The sequence below is a fragment of the Streptomyces sp. NPDC001493 genome (assembly GCF_053597235.1).
The window spans coordinates 120,007-146,195 of record NZ_JBSFHV010000016.1 but is presented as its reverse complement, the minus strand read 5'-3'; the positions used below and the strand labels follow the sequence as shown (position 1 = coordinate 146,195).

The 26,189-nt window shown below is 69.8% G+C and carries 25 protein-coding genes; 10 read left to right on the top strand and 15 right to left on the bottom strand.

What is annotated here, in order from left to right:
- The first annotated feature begins 44 nt into the window (after positions 1–44).
- From ACWCWD_RS23085 to ACWCWD_RS23070, 4 genes are all read left to right on the top strand, one after another.
- Complete coding sequence (locus ACWCWD_RS23085) at positions 45–728, top strand: ABC transporter ATP-binding protein (protein WP_450775092.1); 684 nt, start codon at positions 45–47, stop codon at positions 726–728.
- 397 nt (positions 729–1,125) lie between these two features.
- Positions 1,126–2,505 carry an NADP-specific glutamate dehydrogenase gene (gene gdhA, locus ACWCWD_RS23080; RefSeq protein WP_450775090.1) on the top strand — a complete coding sequence of 460 codons (1,380 nt, stop codon included), beginning with the start codon at positions 1,126–1,128 and terminating at the stop codon, positions 2,503–2,505.
- A gap of 241 nt (positions 2,506–2,746) precedes the next feature.
- On the top strand, positions 2,747–3,217 hold the full coding sequence (locus tag ACWCWD_RS23075; protein ID WP_450775088.1) for a helix-turn-helix domain-containing protein: 471 nt from the start codon (positions 2,747–2,749) through the stop codon (positions 3,215–3,217).
- Positions 3,218–3,403: 186 nt separating this feature from the next.
- Complete coding sequence (locus tag ACWCWD_RS23070; RefSeq protein WP_450775086.1) at positions 3,404–3,766, top strand: DUF4190 domain-containing protein; 363 nt, start codon at positions 3,404–3,406, stop codon at positions 3,764–3,766.
- Between the two features lie 106 nt (positions 3,767–3,872).
- Here ACWCWD_RS23070 and msrA read toward each other — a convergent pair whose 3' ends face one another.
- The 4 genes from msrA to ACWCWD_RS23050 form a co-directional block, all read right to left on the bottom strand.
- Positions 3,873–4,538, bottom strand: a complete 666-nt coding sequence (gene msrA, locus ACWCWD_RS23065) for a peptide-methionine (S)-S-oxide reductase MsrA (RefSeq protein ID WP_450775197.1) — start codon at positions 4,536–4,538, stop codon at positions 3,873–3,875.
- A 73-nt stretch (positions 4,539–4,611) separates the two neighbouring features.
- The gene (locus ACWCWD_RS23060) at positions 4,612–5,736 is read right to left on the bottom strand and encodes a hypothetical protein (RefSeq protein WP_450775084.1); all 1,125 of its coding nucleotides are present in this window, start codon (positions 5,734–5,736) and stop codon (positions 4,612–4,614) included.
- A gap of 98 nt (positions 5,737–5,834) precedes the next feature.
- Complete coding sequence (locus ACWCWD_RS23055; RefSeq protein ID WP_450775082.1) at positions 5,835–7,586, bottom strand: M48 family metalloprotease; 1,752 nt, start codon at positions 7,584–7,586, stop codon at positions 5,835–5,837.
- Between the two features lie 170 nt (positions 7,587–7,756).
- Positions 7,757–8,863, bottom strand: a complete 1,107-nt coding sequence (locus tag ACWCWD_RS23050) for a hypothetical protein (RefSeq protein ID WP_450775080.1) — start codon at positions 8,861–8,863, stop codon at positions 7,757–7,759.
- 67 nt (positions 8,864–8,930) lie between these two features.
- Here ACWCWD_RS23050 and ACWCWD_RS23045 point away from each other — a divergent pair, with 67 nt between their 5' ends.
- Positions 8,931–10,076 (top strand): cystathionine gamma-synthase, encoded by a 1,146-nt coding sequence (locus ACWCWD_RS23045; protein WP_450775078.1) that lies wholly within the window; start codon positions 8,931–8,933, stop codon positions 10,074–10,076.
- A gap of 210 nt (positions 10,077–10,286) precedes the next feature.
- Here the strand turns inward: ACWCWD_RS23045 and ACWCWD_RS23040 are convergent, their stop codons facing one another.
- Together ACWCWD_RS23040 and ACWCWD_RS23035 are read right to left on the bottom strand one after the other, a co-directional pair.
- On the bottom strand, positions 10,287–10,484 hold the full coding sequence (locus tag ACWCWD_RS23040; protein ID WP_450775076.1) for a DUF1059 domain-containing protein: 198 nt from the start codon (positions 10,482–10,484) through the stop codon (positions 10,287–10,289).
- Positions 10,485–10,535: 51 nt separating this feature from the next.
- Positions 10,536–11,066: a MarR family winged helix-turn-helix transcriptional regulator gene (locus ACWCWD_RS23035; RefSeq protein WP_450775074.1), complete on the bottom strand. Its 531-nt coding sequence runs from the start codon at positions 11,064–11,066 to the stop codon at positions 10,536–10,538.
- A 178-nt stretch (positions 11,067–11,244) separates the two neighbouring features.
- Here ACWCWD_RS23035 and ilvA point away from each other — a divergent pair, with 178 nt between their 5' ends.
- The 3 genes from ilvA to ACWCWD_RS23020 all read left to right on the top strand — a co-directional run bounded on the left by ilvA (position 11,245) and on the right by ACWCWD_RS23020 (position 14,532).
- Positions 11,245–12,477: a threonine ammonia-lyase gene (gene ilvA / locus ACWCWD_RS23030; protein WP_450775072.1), complete on the top strand. Its 1,233-nt coding sequence runs from the start codon at positions 11,245–11,247 to the stop codon at positions 12,475–12,477.
- Positions 12,478–12,628: 151 nt separating this feature from the next.
- On the top strand, positions 12,629–13,681 hold the full coding sequence (locus tag ACWCWD_RS23025) for an ATP-binding cassette domain-containing protein (protein ID WP_450775070.1): 1,053 nt from the start codon (positions 12,629–12,631) through the stop codon (positions 13,679–13,681).
- Between the two features lie 29 nt (positions 13,682–13,710).
- A complete protein-coding gene (locus ACWCWD_RS23020; RefSeq protein ID WP_450775196.1) occupies positions 13,711–14,532 on the top strand; it encodes an ABC transporter permease in 822 nt (273 codons plus the stop codon).
- Between the two features lie 109 nt (positions 14,533–14,641).
- Here ACWCWD_RS23020 and greA read toward each other — a convergent pair whose 3' ends face one another.
- Complete coding sequence (greA, locus tag ACWCWD_RS23015; protein WP_266708446.1) at positions 14,642–15,139, bottom strand: transcription elongation factor GreA; 498 nt, start codon at positions 15,137–15,139, stop codon at positions 14,642–14,644.
- Positions 15,140–15,347: 208 nt separating this feature from the next.
- Positions 15,348–15,761 (bottom strand): DUF4307 domain-containing protein, encoded by a 414-nt coding sequence (locus tag ACWCWD_RS23010; protein ID WP_450775068.1) that lies wholly within the window; start codon positions 15,759–15,761, stop codon positions 15,348–15,350.
- Positions 15,762–15,879: 118 nt separating this feature from the next.
- Between ACWCWD_RS23010 and mca the strand changes: the two genes are divergently transcribed.
- Both mca and ACWCWD_RS23000 read left to right on the top strand, forming a co-directional pair.
- On the top strand, positions 15,880–16,740 hold the full coding sequence (gene mca, locus ACWCWD_RS23005; protein WP_450775194.1) for a mycothiol conjugate amidase Mca: 861 nt from the start codon (positions 15,880–15,882) through the stop codon (positions 16,738–16,740).
- A gap of 1 nt (position 16,741) precedes the next feature.
- Entirely contained in the window at positions 16,742–17,008 is a 267-nt protein-coding gene (locus ACWCWD_RS23000) for a hypothetical protein (protein WP_450775066.1), read from the top strand.
- A 166-nt stretch (positions 17,009–17,174) separates the two neighbouring features.
- On the opposite strand, the gene ACWCWD_RS22995 is transcribed toward ACWCWD_RS23000, so the two are convergent.
- The 7 genes from ACWCWD_RS22995 to ACWCWD_RS22965 form a co-directional block, all read right to left on the bottom strand.
- Positions 17,175–18,611: a hydrolase gene (locus ACWCWD_RS22995; RefSeq protein WP_450775064.1), complete on the bottom strand. Its 1,437-nt coding sequence runs from the start codon at positions 18,609–18,611 to the stop codon at positions 17,175–17,177.
- Positions 18,612–18,929: 318 nt separating this feature from the next.
- Positions 18,930–19,373 (bottom strand): flavin reductase family protein, encoded by a 444-nt coding sequence (locus ACWCWD_RS22990; protein WP_450775192.1) that lies wholly within the window; start codon positions 19,371–19,373, stop codon positions 18,930–18,932.
- A gap of 227 nt (positions 19,374–19,600) precedes the next feature.
- Positions 19,601–20,824, bottom strand: coding sequence for an acyl-CoA dehydrogenase family protein (locus tag ACWCWD_RS22985; protein ID WP_450775062.1), 1,224 nt, complete (start codon positions 20,822–20,824; stop codon positions 19,601–19,603).
- The gene (locus tag ACWCWD_RS22980) at positions 20,825–21,886 is read right to left on the bottom strand and encodes a class I SAM-dependent methyltransferase (protein ID WP_450775060.1); all 1,062 of its coding nucleotides are present in this window, start codon (positions 21,884–21,886) and stop codon (positions 20,825–20,827) included.
- 3 nt (positions 21,887–21,889) lie between these two features.
- A complete protein-coding gene (locus ACWCWD_RS22975) occupies positions 21,890–23,092 on the bottom strand; it encodes a hypothetical protein (protein WP_450775058.1) in 1,203 nt (400 codons plus the stop codon).
- Entirely contained in the window at positions 23,068–24,195 is a 1,128-nt protein-coding gene (locus tag ACWCWD_RS22970; protein WP_450775056.1) for a hypothetical protein, read from the bottom strand. The genes ACWCWD_RS22975 and ACWCWD_RS22970 overlap by 25 nt, the downstream gene beginning before the upstream one ends.
- 39 nt (positions 24,196–24,234) lie before the next feature.
- Positions 24,235–25,482, bottom strand: coding sequence for an ATP-grasp domain-containing protein (locus ACWCWD_RS22965; RefSeq protein ID WP_450775054.1), 1,248 nt, complete (start codon positions 25,480–25,482; stop codon positions 24,235–24,237).
- Positions 25,483–26,189: the final 707 nt, after the last annotated feature.

Genomic DNA, 26,189 nt, shown 5'->3' with positions numbered 1-26,189 from the left:
GGCTCCACGACCTCAACTTCCGTACGTACAGCAGGAGTCCACACGTGTATCAGCTCAGAGGCGTCACCAAGCGCTACATGCGGGGAAAGACCAAGGTCGACGCGCTCGCCGGGGTCGACCTGACCATCGAGGACGGCGGCCGGCTCGTCATCCAGGGCCCCACCGGCGGCGGCAAGTCCACCCTCCTCCAGATGCTCGGCGGTCTCGACCGGCCGACCGAGGGCACCATCGAGCTCGACGGCGTCGACCTCGCCAAGCTCTCCGAGGCGAAGCTCACCAAGGTCCGGGCCGAGTCCATCGGCTTCGTCTTCCAGAGCTTCAACCTGATCCCGACGCTCACCGCCGCCGAGAACGTCGAGACCGCCCTGGTCCCGCTCGGGATCGGCGCCAAGCTCCGCCGCGAGCGGGCCATCGAGGCGCTGGAGTCGGTCGGCCTCGGCGACCGCCCCACCCACCTGCCGAGCGAGATGTCCGGCGGGCAGCAGCAGCGCGTCGCCATCGCCCGCGCGCTCGTCAAGAAGCCCAAGGTGCTCCTCGCCGACGAGCCGACCGGCAACCTCGACGAGTCCATGCGCGACGAGATCATGACGCTGCTCGAAGGGCTCTGGAAGGAGCTCGGGCTGACCTTCGTCATGGTCACCCACGACAGCTCCCTCGCCCGCAAGGCCCCGCGCCTCGCCACCATCCGCAAGGGCAAGGTCACCATCACGGAGAACGCCGCCGCCTGACCCGGCCGACCCGTACCAAGGACGCGCCGACCACCTCCGGGTGGCCGGCGCGTCCGCGTGTGCGGGACCGAAGCCGGCCCGGCACATCCTCCGCGGGAGCCGCCCCCGTGATTCCGGTCACGTCGCGGGCCGGGCGCACGGGTGGCGGCAAGCCGGTGATCCTTCGGAACCGTACGGCTGTTCGCCGGACCGGTCGGGCAGCGGCCACCGCCCCCGGGTGGCCACTATGTGGATGATCCGGAGGGTGCGCGCCTTCCGGGAGGACACTTGAGCCATACACCGGTTCTGTTCGTCCCCCGCGCGCGACCGCACGCACACGAGGGGCGGCGAGGGCCGGGTGCGCTCTCGGGACGGGCGCGCACGTATCTGCCACTGCTCCATGGAAGGTCTTGATCAGATGTCGGTATCTTCTGAATCCGCGCTCTCGCCCACCGCCGAGAGCCGCGTCATCGAGCCGCTCTACGCGGAGGTCCTCCGCCGCAACCAGGGCGAGAAGGAGTTCCACCAGGCCGTCAGGGAGGTCCTGGAGACGCTCGGCCCGGTGCTCGCCGCACGCCCCGAGTTCGTGGACGCCCGGATCATCGAGCGGCTGTGCGAGCCGGAGCGTCAGCTCATCTTCCGCGTGCCGTGGTCGGACGACAACGGCGACATCCACGTCAACCGCGGCTTCCGCGTCGAGTTCTCCAGCTCGCTCGGCCCGTACAAGGGCGGACTGCGCTTCCACCCCTCGGTCAACCTCGGCATCGTCAAGTTCCTCGGCTTCGAGCAGATCTTCAAGAACGCCCTCACCGGCATGCCGATCGGCGGCGGCAAGGGCGGCTCCGACTTCGACCCCAAGGGCCGTTCGGACGCCGAGATCATGCGCTTCTGCCAGTCCTTCATGACCGAACTCCACCGCCACCTGGGCGAGTACACCGACGTTCCCGCCGGTGACATCGGCGTCGGCGGCCGCGAGATCGGCTACCTCTTCGGCCAGTACAAGCGGATCACCAACCGCTACGAGTCCGGCGTCCTCACCGGCAAGGGCCTCGGCTGGGGCGGCGCGCAGGCGCGTACCGAGGCCACCGGCTACGGCTGCGTCATGTTCACCTCCGAGATGCTGCGCGTCCGGGGCGAGTCGCTGGAGGGCCAGCGCATCGCCGTCTCCGGCTCCGGCAACGTCGCCATCTACGCCATCGAGAAGGCCCAGCAGCTCGGCGCCACCGTCGTCACCTGCTCCGACTCCAGCGGCTACGTCGTGGACGAGAAGGGCATCGACCTCGACCTGCTCAAGGAGATCAAGGAGCAGGACCGGGGCCGGGTCTCCGACTACGCCGAGCGCCGCGGCGCCTCCGCCACCTTCGTGGCGGGCACCGGCCTGTGGACCGTGCCGGTCGACGTCGCGCTGCCCTGCGCCACGCAGAACGAGCTGCACGAGGAGGACGCCCGCGCGCTCGTGCGCAACGGCGTGAAGGCGGTCGCCGAAGGCGCCAACATGCCGACCACCCCGGAGGCCGTCCGCGTCTTCCAGGAGGCGGGCGTCGCGTTCGGCCCCGGCAAGGCGGCGAACGCCGGCGGCGTGGCCACCAGCGCGCTGGAGATGCAGCAGAACGCCTCCCGCGACTCGTGGAGCTTCGCCCACACCGAGGCGCGCCTGGAGGAGATCATGCGGCACATCCACGACTCCTGCTACACCACCGCCGAGCGCTACGGCAGCCCGGGCAACTACGTGGTCGGCGCCAACATCGCCGGCTTCGAACTGGTCGCCGAGGCGATGCTGGCCCAGGGCCTCATCTGACGGGTGACGGCTGACGGGTGGCGGGTGACCGTTTCCCGGCCGGGGGCCGGTTCCGCGCGTGCGTGTGCGCGTGGAACCGGCCCCCGGTGCTTGGACGGTGAGGCGGCGGCCGGGTCGGGCGCGGACGGTGCGAGGGGGCCTCGGAGGCCCCAGGGGGTTGCACTGTTTCTCCGTCAGCAGATCCGCCGAGGGCACAGCGCTGTACGCCCCACGGGCGCGGCGCCGCTCCTACGCTTGAGCGATGACGAACCGAGCGAGGGACACCAGCCCGTACGAACCCGGCCTGCGCCGCCTCCCGCGTGGCGCCCGGGTGATACCCCTGCGACCGGTCCCGGCGACCCCGCCGTCCGTGACCCGGCCGTCCGCGACGCCGGCTCCCGCGCCGGACGCGCCCCGGGAGCCGCTGCTGCGCGACCTCGTCGGGGAGGTGCTGCGCCAGGAGCGCCTCTCCCAGGAGCGGACGCTGAAGGACGTCGCGGACGCGGCGCGGATCTCCTTCGCGTACCTCTCCGAGCTGGAACGGGGCCGCAAGGAGGCGTCCTCCGAGGTGCTCGCCTCCGCCGCGCACGCCCTGGGGCTCGGCCTCGCCGACGTGCTCGGCCGGGCGGCGTCGGAGCTGGCCCGCCGGAGCGCCTTCCGTGCGGCGGCGCGCGCGACCGGGCTCGTACCCTCCCGCGCGATACCCAGGACGCAGGTGCGGCTGGCCGCCTGACGGGGCGACGGCTCGTCCGCCGCCGAGGGCGTCCCGGGCGGCACCGTAAAATCCCGTGGCGAGCGAGCACGGAGATCACGGGGGACGGGGCACATGGGCGACAGCGCGGACGGCATACCGGCGACGGCCGGGGGACCGGCGTCGGATCAGGCGCAGGTATCGGATCAGGTACAGGTATCGGATCCGGTGCAGGCGTCGGATCCGGTGCAGGCGTCGGAGAGTTCCTCCCCGGCCGCGCCCAGGAACCGGGCGGCGACGGTCAGCGGGTTCTTCGCGCTGGGCGCCGTCGGTGCCATCGGGAACTTCGCCACCGGCATCGCGCTGATCAACCCGCCCGTTTTCATCGCCCTCGCGGTCCTGTGCGCGCTGATCGCCATCCCCGCCGGACACGTGGGCCGCTCCCGGGGCAAGCGCCTGGGCGGCGCCGGGCGCGGGGTCGCCCTGGCGTCGGTCCTGACGGGCTGGCTGGTGCTGTTCCTCTGCCTGCTCGGGCTGCTGGCCCTCGTCGGCCTCGTCGCCGGATTCGCCGCGCTCACCGACAACGGCTGACCCGTTCCGGGCAGTTCTCCCGGAACGACGAAGAGGGGCGCCCGTGGTGGACGCCCCTCGTCGAGGAGGACTGCCGGACCGGACCCGGGGCCCGGCACGGCCGGGATCAGCTGTCCGCGCGGGCCACGCCGATCGGGCAGGAGACTCCGGTGCCGCCGATACCGCAGTAGCCGCCCGGGTTCTTCTCCAGGTACTGCTGGTGGTAGCCCTCGGCCGGCCAGAAGGTGCGGCCCTCGGCGGGCAGGATCTCGGTGGTGATCGAGCCGTATCCGGAGCCCGTCAGGACCTTCTGGTACGCCTCGCGGGACGCGGCGGCGTCCTCGGCCTGCTCGGCGGAGTGGGTGTAGAGCGCGGAGCGGTACTGCGTACCCACGTCATTGCCCTGGCGGAAGCCCTGGGTCGGGTTGTGCGACTCCCAGAACAGCTTCAGCAGTTCGGTGTACGGGACGACCTCGGGGTCGAAGACCACGCGCACGGCCTCCGTGTGACCGGTCTGGCCGGAGCAGGTCTCCTCGTACGTGGGGTTCTCGGTGTAGCCGCCCTGGTAGCCGACGAGCGTCGTCCAGACGCCCTCCGTCTGCCAGAACTTGCGCTCGGCGCCCCAGAAACAGCCCAGCGCGAAGTCGGCGACCTCCAGGCCCTCCGGGTACGGGCCCTGCAGCGGGTTGCCGAGCACGATGTGACGGTCGGGCACCGCGAAGGTCGGGGTCGGGCTGCCCTTCAGGGCCTGCTCGGGGGTGGGGAGCACGGGTGTACGGCCGAACAACATGATCGGTCCTCCTTCTGCGGGGCGGTATGGGGGACAACATCTCCGTACCGCCCCGCATTCCTCACCGCCGGGCGGCTCAGGAGGCCCGTGCCGCCGCCTTCACGGACAGGTCGCGGAGGTGGCAGTAGCTCGCCGCCGGGTCCCCCCGGTACGACCACGGCAGCGAGCCGACGTACCCGTCCACCAGCTTGAACTGCTCCACCGCCGCCTCGTCGCGGTCCTGGAACGAGAGGAAGTACGCCAGCACGTGACGGACCTCCGCGAGGCGCGGGTGGTCGGGGTCGGCGGCGGCGGCGTCCGCGAGCGCGGCGTCCACGCGGGCGAGCACCTCGGGCGTCTTCGTGAAGCCGCCGTCGGAGGTGTCGTCGTGCTCGAAGTGCGCGATCAGCGGGAACACCTTCAGCAGGCTGCCCAGCGGCGCGTTCGAGGCGGCCTCGGCGGCGAAGGCGTGGGCCAGCTCCTCCGAGCCGCGCCACTTCTTGCACCAGTACTGGAGCGCCGAGAAATGCGCCTCGTAGTGGTGGGGCGCACGGGCCGTGATCTCCGTCCAGAGCCGGTCCATCTCCGCGTGCGGGTAGCCCAGCCCCAGCCCGGTCCAGATCTCGGTGATGTACGGAGTGGGGTCGGCGGGGTTCAGCTCGGCGGCGCGGGCTATCTCCTCGCGGGAGCGGGCCAGGACGGTGTGGAACCCCTGGAACTGCTCGCCCGTCGTGTACTCGGCCCGCTTCGCGCCCCGGATGTTCCAGGCCAGCGAGACGGTGCTGCGCGCCCGCACCACCGCCGCGTCCGGGTCGTCGGGACGCGCGGTCTCCCAGGCCAGCAGCCAGGCGTCGTCCTCCGCCGCCTTGTCGCCCAGCGTGTACGCGAACGCGGAGCGGCGCTCCCAGTCCTTGGCCTCGGCCGTCTCCCGCATCAGCTCGGCGGCCGGCTGCCAGTCACCGGCCACCGCGGCGGTGAGAGCGGCGGTCACCACTTCGGGCTGCGGGCCGGGCGCGGTCTTGTCCAGCTGGTCGCGGGGGAGCAGGCCGAGCGCCGCACACTCCTCGGGCAGTTCGTACGCGTCGGCGTCCGCCTTGGCCTTCGCGTTCACCTCGCGCCAGCCCTCGGCGGCTCCCGTCGCGATCGCCTTGCCGAAGAAGAGCACGATGGCCAGGGCGAGAAGGACGATGAGGGTCAGGACGACCCAGAGCAGTGTTGTCACGTCATGTCTCTCTGTGAATCCGTACGGTGATCAGAAGTGTGGGATCCGGGGCAGGCTGCCGGGCAGGCCGGGTACCGGGGTCGTTCAGCCCTCGGCCTTCAACCGGCGGTACCGGCGGCCGGCGAGTCCGGGGAATCCGGCAGGTCCGGTGACCCCGGCAGGTCCGGCAGGTCCGGTGCCCCGGGCGAGTCCGGGGCGTCCGGCGAGGCGGCGGACGACGGCGCCGGGGCGAGCAGGGCGCGCAGTGCGGCCGTCTCGGGGATGTCGGCCACCGCGGCCTCCACGGCGGCCTCGACGTCGGGCTCGGTGCCGTCCGGAAGCGGGACGACACGCGCCGCGGCCGGCTCCGACCAGGAGAACTCCCAGGTCAGCCGGGAGTCGGCGGCGAGCTCGGCCAGCGTCATCGCCTTCACGCCGCCGAGGAGGGCGGGCCGCGCGAACTCGCGGAAGGCCCGCCCCTTGGCGGCGGCGGCCTGCTCCGAGAGCGGCAGCCGCCGCGCCAGCTTCCAGAGCTGACCGTCCTCGATCACCTTCAGCAGCGCGGCGAGCGTCGGCGGCGCCTGCGTGTACATGGCCAGTGCGCGGTGCACGGGGGAGTCCGCCGAGTGCAGCCGCGCGTCCATGGACGCGTCCAGCAGCTCCTGCCAGCCGGCCGCGCGCGGCAGCGAGCGCACCCCGTCGACCAGCGCCACGTCCTCCAGGGCCGCCAGCGTCCGGTCCCTGTCGGCGAGCAGCCCGGACGCGGCGCCCTTGCCCTCGTCGGTGCGGTTGTCGGGGGCCAGCGCCTCGACGCGGCGCACGCGCTCCTGGACCGGCGGGTGCGAGTCGTAGCGGGAAGCGGCCCCGGCGGGCAGTCCGGCGGGCAGTCCGGCGGGCAGTCCGGCGCGCATCGAGGCGAGTTCCAGTTCGCGCGCCGCCAGCATCCTGTCGAAGCCGCCGAACACCTCGCCGCGCGGCGGCAGCAGGTCCGCGGGCAGCCCGAGCGTCGCGTACCGATCGAGGTAGAAGTCGTGGGCGGCACGCAGCCCGGGGATCTCGCGCAGCGCCGACGCGGTGGCGTCGCGCCCCGTGATCCGGGCCGCCGCCGCGTCCGCCGCGAACTCCTGGCGGCGGGCGCCCGCGAGCGTCGCCCAGAAGTAGAACCGGGCGTACAGCCCGTACACCTTCGCCATCGCGCGGAAGCTGATGCCCGCCCGGCCCGGGTCGGTCTCCGTGCGCTCCTTGCCCTTGGCGACAGCGCGGTCGGACTTCTTACGCAGCCGCGCGCGCTCGCGGTCCGCCGTCCTGCCGGCACGTTCCTCGAACCGGGCGATGGTACGCAGCACCTGGGTACGGCCCCGGACGGTGATTCCGGCCAGCCGGGTGTCGGCGTGCGAGTAGTGGCCGAGTTCGTGGGCGAGCACCGAGCGCAGCTGCGCCTCGCTGAGTCCCTGGACGAGCGGGACGCCGAGGTGGAGGGCGCGCGGGCCGGGCAGCATGCCGAGGAAGCGGGAGCGCTCGGAGACGGCGGCGCCGACGTCTCCGGTGAGCACGATCCGGTCCGGGGCCCGGGTCCCCACGGCGTCGGCGAGCTCCCGCACCGTACGCCAGAGCGCCGGCTCCTCGGCGTCGGAGACCTCCAGCCCGACGGGTTCCTCGCCGTGCGGTGTCCGGAGCATCAGGAAGCCCTGGACGATCGGCGCGGCCACCAGCGCCGACAGGAGGTACGCCTTCAGCAGGTTGGGACCGCGCAGGCCGGCCAGGGCGAGGGACACGTCGGCGGCGAGGATCGCCGAGAGGAGCAGCAGCCCGAAGACGTAGAAGCCGGCGAGCAGGACGAGGGCGCGCAGCGCGCGCAGGGTTGCGCCCACGGAAATGGTTCCCCCCACGGGAATCGGGCATCAGCAGCTGAATGTGACAGACCACGAACAACGACAGAGTGCGAGGTCAAAAGGTTGTGGGGGGTAAACGGATCGTGTCCCACCGGTGATCTGACAGGTGGGACACGATGCGGTGCCGGAGAGTCGGTGGGCGGCGGTCCCTACCCGAGCAGTCGCGCCGGGCTGCCGCCGTTCGCCTCGTAGCCGGCCACCGCGAGCGCCCGGTGGACCGCGTACGCGCCGGCCGGGTCCTCGGCCTCGGTCCAGGGCAGCGCCCCGACGTACCCGTCGACGCGGACGAACTGGTGCATCGCCTCGGACCAGCGCTCCATCCGGACCAGGAACAGCACCAGCAGATGCCGGACATGGGCGAGCATCGGGTCGTCCTGGCTCGCCGAGTGCACCGCGAACAGCGCCCCCTCGACGGCCTTCGTCACCGCCGCGCTCCGGTAGAAGCTGGGCGTCAGGTTCACCTCGGGCAGGTTGTCGTAGAGCGAGAACAGCGGCAGCGCGGCCAGCAGCGAGCCCTCCGGCGCGCGCGCGGCGGCGGAGGTGGCGAACCGGTCGGCCAGCTCGCGCGAGCCGTGCCACTTCGTGGACCAGAAGTGCAGCGCCGCCAGATGTGCGCCGAAGTGCGCCGGGGCGCGGTCGACGACCTCGGCCCAGAGCCGGTCGAACTCCTCGGGGGCGTACCCGAGTCCGCGTGCCACCGCCAGCTGCGTGAGATACGGAACGGGGTCGCCCGGCGCGAGCGCCGACGCCTCACCGGCGACCGCGCGCGCCTCGTCCAGCAGCACCCGGAAGTCCTCGCTGCCCACCGCGGCGGACCGCCACGCCCGCTGCACCAGGAAGTCCGCGTGCACCGCCGCCGCCCCCGGGTCCTGCGGCGCCTCGGTACGCCACGAGCGCAGCCATGCACCGCCCACACCGGGCCGTTCGCCCAGTTCGAGCGCGGCTGCCCCTGCGAACGCCTGTACCCGCTGCCACCGGATCTCGCCCTCCTCCGGTGTACCGGCGAGCAGTTGGGCCGCCGCCCGCCACTCCTGGGTGGTCTGCACCTTGCGGAGCACGTCGACCAGATCCTGGTCGGGGCCGGGCAGCCGCCCGTCCAGCAGCTCCTGCCGTACGAAGCCGTACGTCTCCGGGTCGGCCGCGTCCGGCGAACCGGGCGTCGCGAGCCGGATGCCGCCGCCCCGGCGGCGCCACAGGAACGGGCCGAGCACCGCCGTGATCATGCAGAGCACGAGCAGCAACCACAGAATCTCCATGGACCCATTGTCCCCGTACGGCGGAGCGTCCGGTGCGGGCCCCCGCGACGAACTACGCTCGGGCCTCATGACCGACCAGCACAGCTTCGAGACCCTCGCGATCCACGCGGGAAACACCGCCGATCCGCTCACCGGCGCCGTCGTTCCGCCCATCTACCAGGTGTCCACGTACAAGCAGGACGGTGTCGGCGGACTGCGCGGGGGATACGAGTACAGCCGCAGCGCCAACCCGACGCGCACCGCCCTGGAGGAGAACCTGGCGGCGCTGGAAGGAGGCCGCCGCGGACTGGCCTTCGCCTCCGGACTCGCCGCCGAGGACTGCCTGCTCCGCACGCTGCTCACCCCCGGCGACCACGTGGTGATCCCCAACGACGCCTACGGCGGCACCTTCCGGCTGTTCGCCAAGGTCGCGTCGCGCTGGGGCGTGGAGTTCTCGGTGGCCGACACCTCGGACGTGGCCGCGGTGCGTGCCGCGATCACCCCGCGCACCAAGGCGGTCTGGGTCGAGACGCCGTCCAACCCGCTGCTCGGCATCACCGACATCGCGGCCGTCGCGGACGTGGCCCGCCAGGCCGGTGCCCGGCTGGTCGTCGACAACACCTTCGCCAGCCCCTACCTCCAGCAGCCGCTGGCGCTGGGCGCGGACGTCGTGGTGCACTCCACCACCAAGTACATGGGCGGCCACTCCGACGTGGTCGGCGGTGCGCTGATCGTCGACGACGCCGGTCTCGCCGAGGAGTTGGCCTTCCACCAGAACGCGATGGGCGCGGTCGCCGGTCCGTTCGACGCCTGGCTGGTCCTGCGCGGCATCAAGACCCTCGCCGTGCGCATGGACCGGCACACCGAGAACGCCGGCCGGATCGCCGAACTGCTCACCCGGCACCCCGAGGTGACGCAGGTCCTCTACCCCGGACTGCCGGACCACCCGGGCCACGAGGTCGCCGCCAAGCAGATGCGGGCGTTCGGCGGGATGGTCTCCTTCCGCGTGCGCGGCGGCGAGGAGGCGGCCGTGAAGGTCTGCAACCGCGCGAAGCTGTTCACCCTCGGCGAGTCGCTGGGTGGCGTCGAGTCGCTCCTGGAGCACCCGGGCCGGATGACCCACGCCTCCGCCGCCGGCTCCCCGCTGGAGGTCCCCGCCGACCTGGTGCGGCTCTCCGTCGGCATCGAGAACGGCGACGACCTGCTGGCCGACCTCGCCCAGGCGCTCGGCTGACGCACAACTCCGTTACGGCGAGGAGGCGTTGCCCGTCACCTCGCCGTCCTGTGCGACGGGGGGTGTTGCCCGCCCTCCCGCGCGACGCCCGTCGGTACGACCGGTGCCGGGGAAGCCTTTCCCCGGCACCGTACTCCCGGACACCCGCAGACACCGCAGAACATCCGGCAGGCCCCCGGGTCCGAGCGGATCCGAGCAGCTCTCGCCCGCTCAGACGGCGGACTTCACGTCCTCGTCGTCCAGCGAGGCCCTGATCTGCTCACGCAGTTCGGGGCCGTCCTTGTGTTCGTGCACCGAGACGGCGTGCTCGGCCGCTGCCCGGACGACCTCGTTCTCCTCGCCGGAGATGGTCAAGGAGCAGCCCGACACGCTCGGATACTTACGGCAGTCGGCGACTTTCCTGGTCATGGCGGCCTCCTCGTTCTTCACGTGGGCCTGTGGTTCCAGGGTAGTTCCCGGTCAGTCGCCCTGCTGCTGGTGAGCCGCCTGCCGGAGTGCGAGAGCACCGTTGAAGCGCGTCAGCAGCGTGCAGAAGGTCTCCCGCTCCTCCTCGCTCCAGTCGCCCGTGACCTGCGACATCAGATCGCGGCGGGAGGCGCGCACCTCTTCCAGGCGGGCCTGTCCGCGCGGCGACAGCTGGAGCACGACCGCCCGGCCGTCCTCCGGGTGCGAGGTCCGCTTGACCAGCCCGGTGTCCACGAGCGGAGCGACCTGACGGGTCACCGTCGAGGAGTCGATCCCCATGCCCGCGGCCAGCGCCTTCACGCCCATCGGGCCTTCCCGGTCCAGCCGGTTCAGCAGCAAGTAGGCGGCCCGGTCCATCGAGTTGCGGACCTTGCCGATGCCGCCGAGACGGGTCTGCTCGGCACGCCGGGCGAAGACCGCCACCTGGTGCTGGAGCGTGTCGAGGACGACGGGGTCGGAACCCTGTGAAGGGGAGACGTCGTCCCCGGAAGGAGACGCAGCATTCGTCATGTCCTGAGGGGGCATGGCCAATAGCTCTCTTCGTGCGGTGTCGGATGGGTGGAGGACACAGTACGCGGCGATGCGGGCGGGTGTGTCCACGGTGGGCAAATCCGACGATCCGAGAACAGGCGGGGTGCCGGGGCGGGCGGGCCGCCGGACCACTCGGCGGGCGGCACGGCGGCGAGCTGCGAGACTGGCGGTCATGAGCTTCCGTACGTCCGCACCCCACCCGCCGCTGATTCTCGACGACGTCCGGGGCGCACAGAAAATACTGTCCGGTGTGGCCAGAACGACCGTGATGGAGGGCAGCCGTCACCTGTCGGAGCTCGTCGGCGCCCCCGTCCAGTTCAAGTGCGAGAACCTCCAGCGCACCGGCTCCTTCAAGCTGCGCGGCGCCTACGTACGCATCGCGGGCCTCACCCCGGAGGAGCGGGCGGGCGGAGTCGTCGCCGCGAGTGCCGGAAACCATGCGCAGGGTGTCGCACTCGCCTCCTCTCTGCTCGGCGTACGCTCCACGGTCTTCATGCCGGTCGGCGCCCCCCTCCCCAAGGTGGCCGCGACCCGCGAGTACGGCGCCGAGGTCCGGCTGCACGGCCAGGTCGTCGACGAGACCCTCGCCGCCGCCCAGGAGTACGCCGAGCGGGCCGGGGCGGTCTTCATCCACCCCTTCGACCACCCCGACATCATCGCGGGCCAGGGCACCGTCGGCCTGGAGATCCTCGAACAGTGCCCCGAGGTCCGCACCATCGTCGTCGGCATCGGCGGCGGCGGACTGGCCGCCGGCATCGCCGTCGCCGTCAAGGCGCTCCGCCCCGACGTGAAGATCATCGGCGTGCAGGCGGCGGGCGCCGCCGCGTACCCGCCCTCCCTCGCCGCCGGGCACCCGGTCGCCCTGGAGACGACGCCGCAGACGATGGCCGACGGCATCAAGGTCGGCCGCCCCGGCGACGTACCGTTCGGCCTGATCCAGGAGCTGGTGGACGAGGTCCGCACCGTCACCGAGGACGAACTCTCCAGCGCCCTGCTGCTCTGCCTGGAACGGGCCAAGCTCGTCGTCGAACCCGCGGGAGCCAGCCCCGTCGCCGCGATCCTCAGCGACCCGAAGTCCTTCCGGGGGCCGGTCGTCGCCGTGCTCTCCGGCGGAAACGTGGACCCGCTGCTCATGCAGCGCACCCTCCGTCACGGCATGGCCGCGGCCGGGCGCTATCTGAGCCTGCGGGTGCGGATGGTGGACCGGCCCGGCGCGCTGGCCGCCCTGCTGGCCACCCTCTCCGGCGCCGACGCGAACGTGCTCGACATCAGCCACGTACGGACCGAGCCGCGCCTCGGCCTCACCGAGGCGGAGGTCGAACTGCACCTGGAGACCAAGGGCCCCGAGCACTGCGAGGAGGTCGCCTCGGTCCTCCGCGCCGCCGGGCACCTCATCGTCGAGTGAGGCGGGGCCGCCTTCGGACAGGGCCGCGCCCGGCCGTCCCCCTCGGGTGTGAATTGTCCGTAACGCCCTAGGATGCGCATCGTAAGGATGTGAACGGACAACCGGTCCGTCCGACAGCCGACGGTCCCACAGCAGACGGGGGGTACCTCCTGTGCCAGGTGCGATCCACGCGGAAGGTCTGGTCAAGACCTTCGGCGACGTACGAGCGCTGGACGGCGTCGATCTCGACGTCCCCGAGGGAACGGTCCTCGGCCTCCTCGGCCCCAACGGCGCGGGCAAGACCACCGCGGTACGCGTCCTCACCACCCTGCTGCAGCCCGACAGCGGCCGGGCCGAGGTCGCGGGCATCGACGTCCTGGCCAAGCCCAACGAGGTACGCCGCTCCATCGGGCTGTCCGGGCAGTTCGCCGCGGTCGACGAGTACCTGACCGGCCGCGAGAACCTGCAGATGGTCGCCCGGCTCTACCAGATGCGCGCCCGCGACGCGAAGAAGCGGGCGGACGAGCTGCTGGAGCGGTTCCACCTCACCGACGCGGCCGACCGGACCGCCAAGACGTACTCGGGCGGCATGCGGCGCCGGCTCGACCTCGCGGCGGCCCTCGTGGTCCGGCCGCCGGTCATGTTCATGGACGAGCCGACCACCGGCCTCGACCCCCGCAACCGCCAGCAGCTCTGGGAGGTCATCGAGGAGCTCGTCGGTGGCGGAACGACTCTGCTGCTGACCACGCAGTACCTCGAAGAGGCCGACCACCTCGCCCACGACATCTGCGTCATCGACCACGGCAAGGTCATCGAACGCGGCACGTCCGACCAGCTCAAGGCCCGTACCGGGGGCGAACGCGTCGAGGTCGTCGTGCACAGCCCGGAAGAGATCGAACCCGCCCGCGAGGCGCTCTCCCGGTACGGCAAGGGCGAGGTCACCGTCGTCCGGCACATGCGCAAACTCACCATCCCGGTCACCGGCGGCGCCAAGCTCCTCGCCGAGGTCATCCGGGACCTGGACGGCCGGAACGTCGAGATCGACGACATCGGGCTGCGCCGCCCCACCCTGGACGACGTCTTCATCTCGCTCACCGGCCACGCGGCCGAGGCCGAGGCCGGGAACGGCGGCGGGGGCGGGGAGAACGGACAGAGGCGCAACGGAGGGGGCGGCTCGACGGCGGCTTCCGCCGGGCCCGGGAACACGAAGGAGGACGCACGGTGACCACCCGCACGGAAGAGGTCCGGACGAGCCTGGCCCCCCGCCCGTCCGGCGGCATCGTCCAGTCGGCCGGCGACTCCCTGGTGATCGCCAAGAGGAACCTCATCCGGATGACCCGCATCCCCGAGGTGGTTCTCTTCGGGCTGATCCAGCCGATCATGTTCGTGGTGCTGTTCAGCTACGTCTTCGGCGGCTCGATGAACGTGGGCGGCTCGACCTCGCCGGAGGTCTACCGCAACTTCCTGATGGCCGGAATCTTCGCCCAGACCGTCACCTTCGCCACGGCGGGAGCCGGTGCGGGCATCGCCGACGACATGCACAAGGGCCTCATCGACCGGTTCCGCTCCCTGCCGATGGCCCGGGGCGCGGTCCTCACCGGGCGTACCATTGCCGACCTCGTACAGACCACCTTCACCGTGATGGTGCTGGTGGTCGTGGCCCTGCTGGTCGGCTGGCGCATCCACGAGGGCATCTGGAAGGCCCTGGGCGCGTTCGGCCTGCTCCTGCTGCTCGGGTACGCCTTCTCCTGGATCGGCGCCCTCATCGGGCTGACCGTACGCACCCCCGAGGCGGCGACCTCCGGTGGCCTGATCTGGCTCTTCCCGGTGACCTTCATCTCCAACGCCTTCGTGGACTCCAGCCAGATGGCGTCCTGGCTCCAGCCGATCGCCGACTGGAACCCGTTCAGCGCGACGGTGCAGGCGTGCCGCGTGCTGTTCGGCAACCCGGGCGTCTCCCCGTCCGACGCCTGGCCGATGCAGCACCCCGTCTGGGCCTCGCTGATCTGGTCCGTCGTGATCACCGTGGTCTTCCGCACGCTGGCGGTCCGCAAGTACCGCCGGGCGGCCGTCTGAGGCCGGCGCGGCCCGCGGGACCTCCTCACGCGAAAGCCCCGGCCGGCGGACTCCTCGGGAGTCCGCCGGCCGGGGCTTCGTGCGTCGCGGCGCGACGCGGGAGGCCGGCTCAGCCGGTGTACGGCTTGGCCGAGAGGATCTTCACCGCGGCCTTCTTGCCGTTGGGCAGCTCGTACTCCGCGTCGTCGCCCGTGCGCTTGCCGTTGACGCCCCTGCCGAGCGGCGACTGCGGCGAGTACGTCTCGATCTCCGTGCTCGCGTACTCACGGGAGGCGAGCAGGAAGGTCACCGTGTCGTCCTCGTCGCCGTCGAAGGCGATCGTCACGACCATGCCGGGCTCGACCACACCGTCGTCGGCCGGCGCCTCGCCGACCTTCGCGTGCTCCAGGAGCTGGGTGAGCTGGCGCACCCGGAGCTCCATCTTGCCCTGCTCTTCCTTGGCCGCGTGGTACCCGCCGTTCTCGCGGAGGTCGCCCTCCTCACGGGCCGCCGCGATCTTTACGGAGATCTCCGTGCGCGCGGGACCAGACAGGTACTCCAGCTCGGCCTTGAGCTGGTTGTACGCCTCCTGCGTGAGCCAGGTGACGTTTTCGCTGGTCTGGGTCACAGGTGCTCCTCGTCGGTGCTGGGAATACAAAGCATCGCCCTACCCCGAGCTTGTTCCCTCACGGGTGGGCGAAACCACGAGCCTAACAATTTCCCGGGCAAAGGGGGAGAAGGTTACCCGGTGCCGATGGAGGCGTGGCGGACAGTACGGGCGGCACGGAGTGCGGGGGACACGCGGGGCGGTCCGCGGCGAGCGGAACGCCGGGGGCTCAGCCCGCCGAGCCGCCGCTGGTGCAGCCCACCAGCTCCACCGCGCTGGCCCGGGCCGTCGTGCGCAGCGCCACGACCTCGTCGATGCGGCCCACGTGCTGGTCGAAGCGGAAGTCCTTGCGGGCCACCTCGCTGCCCGCCGCGTCCAGGGCGCGCACCGTGCAGAAGCCGCCGGAGTCCTTGTCCTTGTGCACTTCGAGATGGGCCTCGGCCCGCTCGTCGGAGACGACCTTGGACTTGATCAGCTCGGCGCTGATGTCCGTACCGCCGATGTAGTCCACACCGATCCAGACGATCACGCCGACCAGTGCCGCACCGAGGACCGCGCCGATCACCCGCAGCTTGCGGTCGGCCTGCTCGTCCCGGCTCCGGCCGTACCGGCCCTCGGGTGTGGCCTCGCGCAGCGCCGTCATGATCGTTCCTCCTGTGCAGGGAATCGAGGAATTTTCCACCTTCCCGTTCGGTCACTATAGGAGTTGCCCATCGCGACAAATAACTGAGGACCGAGTCTTGACCGAGCAGCTGCGCCTGATGGCCGTTCACGCCCACCCCGACGACGAGTCGAGCAAGGGCGCCGCCACCATGGCCAAGTACGTGTCCGAGGGGGTGGACGTCATGGTCGTCACCTGCACCGGCGGCGAACGTGGTTCCATCCTCAACCCCCGTCTCCAGGGAGACGCGTACATCGAGGAGAACATCCACGAGGTGCGCAGGAAGGAGATGGACGAGGCCCGCGCGATTCTCGGCGTCCAGCAGCAGTGGCTCGGCTTCGTCGACTCCGGCCTCCCCGAGGGCGACCCGCTGCCCCCGCTTCCCGAGGGCTGCTTCGCGCTGGAGGACGAGGAGACCGCCGCGGGGCGCCTCGTGGCGCAGATCCGGTCGTTCCGCCCGCAGGTCGTCACCACGTACGACGAGAACGGCGGCTACCCGCACCCCGACCACATCATGACCCACAAGATCACGATGATCGCGTTCGACGGTGCGAACGACAAGGAGCGCTTCCCCGAGGACGAGTTCGGCCCCGTCTGGGAACCGCTGAAGCTCTACTACAACCAGGGCTTCAACAAGCCCCGCACCCTCGCCCTGCACGAGGCGCTCCTGGCGCGCGGCCTGGAGTCCCCGTACGGCGACTGGCTGAAGCGCTGGGAGGAGACGCAGCACACCGAACGCACCCTGACCACGCACATCCCGTGCGCGGACTTCTTCGAGGTGCGCGACCGTGCGCTCATCGCCCACGCCACGCAGATCGACCCGGAGGGCGGCTGGTTCCGCGTGCCGATGGACGTACAGAAGGAGGTCTGGCCGACCGAGGAGTACGAGCTCGTGAAGGCCGGCGTCGATACCTCCCTCCCCGAGAGCGATCTCTTCGCGGGCATCCGCGACAATGCCTGATATGTACTCCACCCAGGCACTGACGCATCTCGTCCCGCTGGCCGCCGACGAGCTCGACAAGAACAAGGTGACCCCCGGCGTTCTCGGCTTCCTCGTCTTCGCCGCGCTCGCCCTCGGCGTGTGGGCCCTGATGAAGTCCATGAACCGCCACATGGGCCGGGTGAACTTCGAGGAGACCCCGGACGAGGCCGGGGCGGCCGCCGGGACGGGTGCCGAGGCCGGTGCCGTTCCGGGCGCCGCTTCCGCCGGAGCCCGCGGGAAGCAGTAACCGGGCGCCCCGCCCTCGGGGCGACGCCCCGACCCGCCCCGCGCCAGGTCCGTACGGCGCGGGGCGCGCGGTCGTACCCGGGGCGCCCGAGGGTGTGCGGGGCGACCGGGGGTGTCCGGGCCTTCGCCGGCCGTGCAGGAGCCGCTCCACGGGGGCGGGTGCCGGATCACACGTTGAGCCTCACCGCTTCGAACCACTTGTCGTTGTCATAGGCGCCGGCGTAGGTGAGTGCGAGCTGGTCGCCCGGCTTGTCGCATGCGTAGGCGAGCCAGTCGCCGTCGTGGATGTACGCGCTCTGACAGACGGTGCTCTGGCCCTTGTCGACCTGGATGTTGAACCCCCGCATGAAGGGGGCGTCCTTCTCGGTGCTGCCGAGGTAGTGGTCGGCGCCGTCCACGGCTTCCGACCAGGGGTCGGGGAAGTACGGCTCGGTCCCGGATCCCGCGGGGTTGTAGACCATGGCTCTGCCGGCCGTGCCGTTGATCCCGGACACCGCTATGTCGACGGAGGTGATCTGCTCGCCCGAACCTTCGGTGCCCGCGGTATCGCCGTCGCACTCCACGTCGGACCAGCCGTGGTCCCTCGCGTAGAGGCGATAGCAGATGTGCGCTTTGCCCGAGTCCTCCGCGGCCTTCTGCCGCACCACGGTCGCCGCGGTCCGCTCCTGGGCGTCGGTCTCCTTCTCCGCGGAACCGCCGCTCTCCGACCCGCCGTCGCCCGCCTCCTGCGTCGCGGCGGCGGCCGGGGGCGCCGTGGCGGGCGCGGCAGGCGTTGTGGGAGCGGCCTTCGGCGCCTCGGGGGCCGGCGAGGGAGGAGGCGTCAACGTGCCGGCGGCCTCCTGGAGCTTCTCGGTGGTGGTCGAGGCGACGTGGGGCTTGTAGGTGAGCCAGATCATGACGAACGCGATCGTCAGTGTGAGGAGAAGGCTCACGAAGGCCGCCAGCCAGCGGGGCAGGACGCTCCGCTGCACGTAGGTGCCGGCCACGTCCAGCGGTGTGGCACCCGACCGCTGCACCGCCAAGGTGTACGGCCGGTCCTCCTTGGACCCGAACCATTTGATCTGCCGCGGCTTCAGCGTCGCCTTCAGGAACGCCGCGCGTCCCGGCTCGATCTGCACATTGCTCGGATGGATGTCGTACGACAGCTGGTCACCGTTGTCGCTGCCGCGCACCGACGCCGTCAGCTTGGTGTTGCCCAGGTTGTCCACGGCCAGCCTGGGCCGTCCGCGGAAACGGCCCTTCACCGTCGGCGGCACCAGCTCCGCCCGCATCTCCGTGAACGGGGTGACGGTGAGGTTCCCCTCCGGAACCGTGGTGGCCTGCGGATGCTCCGTCGGCGTGACCTTCACCGCGTAAGGATGAGGACCCGCCGCCGCGTCCGGCGTGCGCGGAGGGGAGAACCTCAGCTCGACCTCCCCCGTCGTCCCCGGGAACAACCGCAGTGACGGCGGCTCCACGAGGGCCCAGGGGGCGAGTGAGCCCACCACCTCGAAGCGGTACTCGTCCACCACGTCACCGGTGTTGCGCAGACGCAGCCGCACGGTCGTGCTGTCACCCGGGTCCACAGTCGCGGAGGCGGGTTCGAGAGAGGTCCAAAGGGTCACCCATGGACGCTAAACGCACCGGCGGTGCCGAGTCAGGAAGCCACGGGGCACGATCGGGTGCCCGAAGGGGCGGAGCCGGTTGCCCTCTGCCCGGACGCCGGCCGATCGCCCCTGACGCCATGGCCCCGGTCCGCGGGAGTGGCCTCGGGGGTGTCGAACCGCCGTGCAGGAAGCGGAACTTGAGGGCCCGCTCGCCTGTGCCGGTGGCTGGACCGAGTCCGTTCGGTTCGTGGCGTCGGCCCGGACTCGACCGATGCCGCTTCTCCCGGCCGTCGTCCGGTGCGGCACCAGTGCAAGCACGCGGTGCCGGCGGGTGACTCAAGGAGTGAGCGAGTGGAAGCACCTGTCGTACCAGACGAGCGGACTGCCGCCGCCGGTCACGGTCTCCGCCACCCGGCCCACCAGGATCGTGTGGTCTCCCGATTCGTACTGTGCGTGCGTCTCGCATTCGAGGGTGCACAACGCGCCACGCATCAGGGGCGTCCCATGGCCGGTGCGCACGACGGCGACATCCTCGAACTTGTCGTCCGACGAGCTCGCGAAGCGTTTCGCCAACGCCCCCTGGTCGGAGGCGAGAATGCTCACCCCGAAACGGTGCTCCCGCTGGAATGCCGGGTGACAGCGTGCGCTCCGGGCTATGCAGACCAGCACCAGCGGAGGATCGAGGGAAACGGACGTGAACGAACTCGCTGTGAAACCGTGATCCGTGCCCTGTCTGTCGGACGTCGTCACAATGGCGACTCCCGATGTGAATCGGGCCATGGCGGCACGAAACTCCTGCGAGGTCGCTACGGAGGGTGCGGTCATCAGAACGGTCCCCTTCTTGCATGACGCGGGCCGATGGGGGCAGTGGAGTCGGCCCGGTGGAACGGGAGTTGGCGGGTGTGGTGGTGCCGCGCACCGGCAGGGCGCCGTGCCCGTCGGCACCCTCGCCGAGGGTGCCGACGGGCACGACGTGGAGAGCACGTCCTGTCCTGACCGGAATGAGTTCAGTCCGAAGTCGTCTTCGCCGGGGAGGGAGCTCCCACCTGCCAGTCGACCGGCAGCGGAGTGCCGTTGAGAAGCCAGTCCCCGATGGCCCGCTGCTTGAAGATCACCGGGTTGTGACTGGCGACCGTCCTCGAGTTGCGCCAGTGCCGGTCGAGATCGCGACCGACACTCGTCGCCGAAGCGCCAAGTGCGTCGAACAGCAGGGTCGCCGAGCGGGGTACCAACTCGGAGAGCATCACCTGTGCCTGCTCGGAGCGGATTTCCGCCACAAGATTCGCCTGACGATCCGCCTCCGAATCACGGCCTGCGAGGCCCGTCTCCGAGGCCCGCTGCAACGCCTCCGCCACCCCGCGGGTCAGAGCCCGCGCCGTGTAGGCGATGGCGGAAATCTCCCCCACGACCGATTGGATGTTGGGGTCGTCCTTGGCGAGCGTGGCGGAACTGTGCGAGTAGTTGCGTTGGCGGGTGCGCACCGCCTCGGTGATGTCCCGCTCGACGGCCACCGCGATTCCTGCCTGCACCACCAGCAGAATCCACTGGTAGAGCGGCGTCTGATAGCGAATGCGAGCCTCGAAGGGGGAGACGTCGCGAGGGTCGACCTGGGCCTCGTCGAAGAGCAACGTGCCCGTGCCCGTGGTGCGCTGGCCGAATCCGTCCCAGTCGTCGTGAACGGTGATGCCCGACTGGTGCATCGAGACGAATCCGCCGACGCTCTGGCCCTCGTAGATTCCCGATACGTCCGCCCAGTCCGCGAAGATGGACCCGGTCGTGTAGTGCTTCTTGCCGGAGACCGTCATCCCTTCGCCCCGCCGGGTGAAGAGCGTGTTCTTCTTCCCCATCGCGATCGGGCCCGCCTCCGCCCAGGCGTTGCCCACCACCTGCCCGTCAAGAAGTCGGGGCAGCCACCGCTTGCGATAATCCTCGTCGGGTCGGTGTACCACGTCCTCCACGAAGGCGATGTGGCCCCGCAGGATCTGGGCGATGTTGGAATCGGCCGCGGCCAACTCGATGAGCACGTCTCCCCATTCGGGAATCGTGAGCCCGTCGCCGCCCCATTCCTTCGGTATGCGCAGACGACTGAAACCAGCCTCCGCCACAGCACGCACTTGCTCTCGCGGCAGCTCTCGGTTGCGATCACGTGCGATCGCGCCCTCGGCGATGTCCTTCACCACCGCCAGCACACTCGCCTCGGCCGATGCGGTGCCCGGGATCTCGGATGTCATTTAGCTGGCGTCCTTCCGGGGCTTCCGCACTACCTGCAATGTCGAGTTGCCGAAGGCTTCCGTGTCGGTGTCGAGGCGCGCGAACTCTTCAAAGCCCGCAGCGGTCAACTCGGAGAGCATCGATTCCGGGGAACGCTCGGAGTAGTGCAGCACCTCAAGATCGATGGGCTTGCGCTCGCCGTCGATCTCGACGTACCGGGTGATGGTGCGCCCCGGCACCAGGTCGGCAGCGACCTCGTCGTAGTTCTTGATGGTGTGGAAGCCGCGACCCCATTCCGAGGTGCAGTGATCCACGATGAAGTGGCCACCGGGGCGCAGCACGTCGAAGACGCGGGCGATGTGACGCGCCCGGTCCTCCGGCCGGTCGAGCATGTGCAGTGCACCCATGTTGAGGGCCAGATCGAAGGACTCCGCGGCCACGTCACGCAGGAAGATGATGTCCTTCTCGATGAACCCGTCGGCGGGAAGCCCGTTCTCCCGCGCACGCCGGCGCGCGTTTTCCAGGGCGCTGTGCGACACATCGAAAGAGGTCACGCTTCGACCTATTCGACTGCTCAGCAGGAAGAAGCTGTCGCGCCCTTCCCCTGTTCCCAGGTCCACGATGTCACCCTCGAATATCTCCGGGTGCTGCGCGAGGATCTCTCGCAGGCTCGCGTTCTCGGAGAACGGCTCCCAGGATGCCGCGCCGCTCTCGTAGACCTTCGCGTAACGGTCTTCGTAGCCGAAGTAGTAGCCCTTCTCCGCGACGTATTTCTGCATCGCGGAGACGATCGGGTAGCTCGCCGGAATGGTGCACTGCTGCGGCTCCGCCGTGCTGTCGCTGCTGTACTGCGTGTCCGGCAGTACGGCCGTCAGCAGCAGCTTCTCTCCCGCCCCTACGCTGATCTTCTCGCCGACGCCGACGACCGTCACACCTTCGCGCAACTCCTCCTCGGAATAACCACTGTCAGGTAGACAGTAGAAACCGAGGCGGCCCTGTTTGACGGTTAGCGATGCGGCCTCCGGAAAGTCGAGCTGCACGACTTCCTTCGTGTCCGGGACGACAGTGATCTTCTGAGCCATTGTTCATTTCCCCGATCGTGCGTGGATGTGAGAACTGAGGGCTTCGCTGGGATTGCTGCCGCGGAGATAGGCATCGGCCGCATTCGCGGTCCAGTGGAAGATGCTCTGCTGTACCTTGCTGCCGCCGATACGCAACTGCTCCCGCTCCAGGGCCATGCGCATGACCCGTGCGGAGGTCGCGTAGTCCCGCTGCGCGAAGGCTGCAATACCCTCGAAGAGCGGCCGGTACACCGAGTGGAAGAACTCCGGTGATTCCCGTTCACGGCAGGAAGCCACGATCCTGTCGAAGAGCTGGTATTCCTCAGCCTTCGCGAAGGCCATCGCGGCGTGCAGATCGTTGAAGACGTAGTGGGGGTCCGCCGCGTAGGCGGCCCAGTCGTTGGCTAGCGCCATCCATTGAGGCGCCAGCATCTCGGAGAACTCCTGTCCTCCCAGCATTTCCAGCCGCCACAGCAGTGCGACCGCGTCGAGGTCTTCCCAGGCTCCAGCCCTCGACTTGCGTCGTATCTCCAGCTGGTAGCAGCGCAGGGCCTCGTCCAGTTCACGCTCGCCGAGCAGCCCTATGGCGAAGTGCCACCACATGTGGATGCGCATCGGCTCCGCCGGTCCCCACCCGTTGGTGTGGCGTGAGATGGACTCCTTCGCCGCCCCGTAGTCGCGCAGCCTCTGTAACACGTGCACCTTGGCGTGCAGTGCGTAGACATCATCAGGATTGATGCTCAGCGCACGCTCGGCGGAGGAGATCGCGTCGGAGAACTCTCCGCATTCCTCCAGAGCGAAGGCGAGAAGGCCGTCACTGAGGCCGGCGGCGCGGCGGGTCATCGTGGGGCGCAGCTCGCTGAGGAGGCGCCCGGTCTCAAGCATTCCCTGACTGTCGCCCAGGGAGAAATCGGCCATGTGCGCGAGGAAGCCGGTGAGCAGTGCGTGCTCCCCGCTGGAGTTCCGCAGGCTGCCCGCCAGCATCTCGCGAGCACCCGGTAGATCCCCTTGTGCCCAGGTCAGCACCGCCGCTCGGGTGGTGCGGAACTCGGGGGCGAGGGAATGAGGCGCAATTGCTTCGAGGGTTTCGATTGACTCACGACATCGTGCCGCCTCCATATTGGTGACGCCTTCGGCGGCGGCCACCAGGCCATGTCGTGGGTCGGTTTTTCGAACGGTGCGGGGGTCGAGGCGCAGGGCCACTAGATCTTCAACGATGCTTTCCATGTCTGCATCCCTTGGAATGAGCACGACATTACGATGACAAGCAGGAACGGCGCGATCCACACCAGCGTTTGCGCCGCGCCGAAGACGAGGAAGACGAAGGCCAGGATGGGAATCGCCGTGGCATTGCCGAAGGCGACCGCATGGCCGGTGACGGCGGAGTCGTAGTGGGTGGCGGTGTACTCCCGCAACCCGATGCGCAGCGAGCCGAAGCCGGCCCCCAGCGCGAAGGTGGAGAGTGCCATCGCGACCAGAGTGACCCCACCACCTGTCGGCAGCGCCCACATCACCCCGCCCAGTGCGGTGCAGGCGATCACCAGTTTCGAGAGCGCCGCGGAAGACAGCTTCGCGCGGGCCGACAGCACACCTGCGGCGATGACACCGATGCCCAGGCAGGCGTCGACGACGGCGACGGCGACAAGGCCCGCGCCGCGATTGCTGACCTGGAGCGGCAACATGAGGTTGAACGCGCCCAACACTGGCCAGACGAGCGCGAACGTTGCGATCAGACGTGGCGGAGCCCCAGGCTTCGCCGCTGTGCCGGTTTCGGCCTCGTCGTGCGTGTCGGCGACCACGGCAGCACCCGCTCCCGCCCAACTGACCGCCGCGACCAGTACGAAGCCCGCCGCCAACGACTGCACGATGCCGCGGGTGCCCACCAATTCGATGATCGCGGGGGCCAGCAGCGGACCGATCATCAGGGCCGCCTGATTGCCCGACATCGTGACAGAACTGGCCCACGGCACGTCCTGTCGACGCTTCTCCTCGTTGAACCAGCTTTCCCAGCTCGCCTCCAGGGCGAAGAAACCGATCCACATGAAGAGATTGGCCATGACCAGCGCCGTGGGGTTCTCCACGAGGAAGCCGACCACGAATGAAATCATGGCCACATACAGCAGCGACAGCACCGTCAGGTACTGCCCCGATATGGTGATGCGGCGGATCACGAGGGGCACCGCCAGCGCCGGCAGATACGACAGCAGCGTCGAGACCACCAATCGCCAGTAGCCCCCGCCGTCCGCTGTCGCGATCTGCCAGTTGACCACGACGAGGAAAATTCCGGCGAAGAGGCGATAAGAAGTCGAAACGATGGCGTAGCGGATCATGGCTGCCGACTGGACCTTCCGGGTGCTTTCACTGTCCGATCAGCCGAAGGTTTCGTTCGAAAGCGTTTCCGCGATCTTGACGGGCGTCAGGGTGCGCTCGGTGAAGATCTCGTCCCACACCATTTCGACCACGCCGTCCCGGGTGCTCCAGTCCGCGACAGGGATCGCGACGTCGCCAGGCTTCTTGGACACGTGGAAAGAGACCACGCTCTCGGGAAGCTCCTCCGGAATCCTTACCGAGGCGATCTCCCCCGGCTGTGCCTTCAGGAAGGCTACGGCGCTGCTGCGGGCGGGTTCGCTCCGCACCAGGGGGAGAGGATCAATCCCCAAATACGAGGCCACGTGCAGGGTGTAGGGGTTGTACCCGTAGGCACGCTCCACCTGGTCCATGATGCCGTCACCGCCGGGACGAGCCGCCGCCTCGATGAGCCACGGAGCGCCCTTGCTGTCGAATTTGATCTCGACGTGCGCGATCCCGCGATCGATTCCGAGGGCCTCGCATGCTTTCTCCGCCAGAGTCCTCAACGCCGTATCGCCCGTACGGTGACTGGGCACGAGGTGCCCCACCTCGGCAAACACGGGAGGCTCCGAAAGGAACTTCTCGGTCACCGCGAGCGTCGTGCGCCGATCGCCGTGGCAGAGCACCTCGACGGAGACCTCTTCCTGCGAGTCGACGTACTGCTCGACCAGGTAGTGGGTGCCTTCGATGGGGAAGTCGTCGCGGTAGCGCTCGATGTGTTCCACCGACGCCGCGAATGCGGCAATCGCTTCAGCGCGCGTATGGGCGAGGCTGACCCCGCCACTGCCGCTGAAGTCGGCGGGCTTCAGCACGACCGGGTACCCGATCTCTCCGGCCGCCGCGAGCATCTCTTCCTCGGAGGTGACGGCAATGGAGCGCGGGGTCGGCAGATCGGCCGCCTCGAAACGTGCCTTCATCGCGTATTTGTCGCGTGTGACATGTGCCGAATCGGCGGACAGCCCAGGCAGTCCGTACTTCTTCGCGACGGCACTCGCCGTCGGCACGCCCCAGTCGTTGATCGGCACAACTGCGGCCAGATTCCAGCCGCGCTGTTCCCAGTCGGCCACCGCCGCGAGCACGGAATCGGCGTAGCCGTCGTCCGCCTCTATCACGCGGTCGAAGAAGCGCTGCGGGGAACGCAGTGGATCGATCGCTGTTACCCACACGGGCAGGGAGCTTGCGTCCTTGGCGCCCGAGAATGACCGTTCGCGCAAGAAGTAGCGCGTACCGAGCCCTAAGAGAAGGACATAAGTTCCTGACGTAGTCATGCGGTTACGCTAAGCGCGCCCGGGGCGGGGTGTCAATGGACGGCCCAGCGAGCGGGTCCGGCCGATTGCGTTCACTTGTATACGTTCTGCCGATGGCGTTGGGCGCTGTTGTCCCAAGGGCGAGATGGGCCTTTTGGAGGTGTTCGGTCTGCCGCCCGGCCGATGCCGGAGCCGGCCCGGCGCGGGTTGGTCGTCGGCGGGCGATGGCTACGTACGGTGAAGTTCCGCCGGGTCCCTTCCTGTTCGTGGCTCCGGGTCCTGGTCCCGACGTTTTCGGACATAGCGGCTCTCGTCGGTCGGCACCCAATTGGGCAGTTATGAAGCGAAGTTGCCACCATGTGCGACATTCGGGCCGCTGTGATCTGTGCCACAATGAGTGCAACCACTTTCGCGATTCTTCTTGCGGGTGATCTCATTTGGGCGACCACCGCGTTACCCGGAGTGAAGCCGGGGCGGGGAATTCGTAGACCCGCAGGGGTCGACTCCCTTACGATCAGTGCGACGGCACAGCGAGTCGATGTGGGCCGGTGCATCTCGGCCCATGAACCATTCCGTGACCTCACGAACCGTTCCATGACGACATACGCGGCCCATCGAAGGCCGCCGATCTCCTGCGGTTGCCGGCAGGGATGCCGGTCGCTCCGCACGCCGAATGCTTTCAGTCGGGTTGCGTGTCCGAGGAAGGTTCAGAAGGTCCCGGGGGCAAA

Excerpts from the sequence above, each read along its gene's own strand:
- ACWCWD_RS23050 (WP_450775080.1), bottom strand. The coding sequence starts at position 8,863 with ATGGAGATTCTGTGGTTGCTGCTCGTGCTCTGCATGATCACGGCGGTG.
- mca (WP_450775194.1), top strand. The coding sequence starts at position 15,880 with ATGGCCGTTCACGCCCACCCCGACGACGAGTCGAGCAAGGGCGCCGCC.
- ACWCWD_RS23045 (WP_450775078.1), top strand. The coding sequence starts at position 8,931 with ATGACCGACCAGCACAGCTTCGAGACCCTCGCGATCCACGCGGGAAAC.
- ACWCWD_RS22990 (WP_450775192.1), bottom strand. The coding sequence starts at position 19,373 with ATGGCCCGATTCACATCGGGAGTCGCCATTGTGACGACGTCCGACAGA.
- ACWCWD_RS22970 (WP_450775056.1), bottom strand. The coding sequence starts at position 24,195 with ATGATCCGCTACGCCATCGTTTCGACTTCTTATCGCCTCTTCGCCGGA.
- ACWCWD_RS22980 (WP_450775060.1), bottom strand. The coding sequence starts at position 21,886 with ATGGCTCAGAAGATCACTGTCGTCCCGGACACGAAGGAAGTCGTGCAG.
- ACWCWD_RS22965 (WP_450775054.1), bottom strand. The coding sequence starts at position 25,482 with ATGACTACGTCAGGAACTTATGTCCTTCTCTTAGGGCTCGGTACGCGC.
- ACWCWD_RS23075 (WP_450775088.1), top strand. The coding sequence starts at position 2,747 with ATGACGAACCGAGCGAGGGACACCAGCCCGTACGAACCCGGCCTGCGC.
- ACWCWD_RS23040 (WP_450775076.1), bottom strand. The coding sequence starts at position 10,484 with ATGACCAGGAAAGTCGCCGACTGCCGTAAGTATCCGAGCGTGTCGGGC.
- ACWCWD_RS23035 (WP_450775074.1), bottom strand. The coding sequence starts at position 11,066 with ATGCCCCCTCAGGACATGACGAATGCTGCGTCTCCTTCCGGGGACGAC.
- ACWCWD_RS22985 (WP_450775062.1), bottom strand. The coding sequence starts at position 20,824 with ATGACATCCGAGATCCCGGGCACCGCATCGGCCGAGGCGAGTGTGCTG.
- ACWCWD_RS22975 (WP_450775058.1), bottom strand. The coding sequence starts at position 23,092 with ATGGAAAGCATCGTTGAAGATCTAGTGGCCCTGCGCCTCGACCCCCGC.
- ACWCWD_RS23010 (WP_450775068.1), bottom strand. The coding sequence starts at position 15,761 with ATGACGGCGCTGCGCGAGGCCACACCCGAGGGCCGGTACGGCCGGAGC.
- ilvA (WP_450775072.1), top strand. The coding sequence starts at position 11,245 with ATGAGCTTCCGTACGTCCGCACCCCACCCGCCGCTGATTCTCGACGAC.
- gdhA (WP_450775090.1), top strand. The coding sequence starts at position 1,126 with ATGTCGGTATCTTCTGAATCCGCGCTCTCGCCCACCGCCGAGAGCCGC.
- ACWCWD_RS23000 (WP_450775066.1), top strand. The coding sequence starts at position 16,742 with ATGTACTCCACCCAGGCACTGACGCATCTCGTCCCGCTGGCCGCCGAC.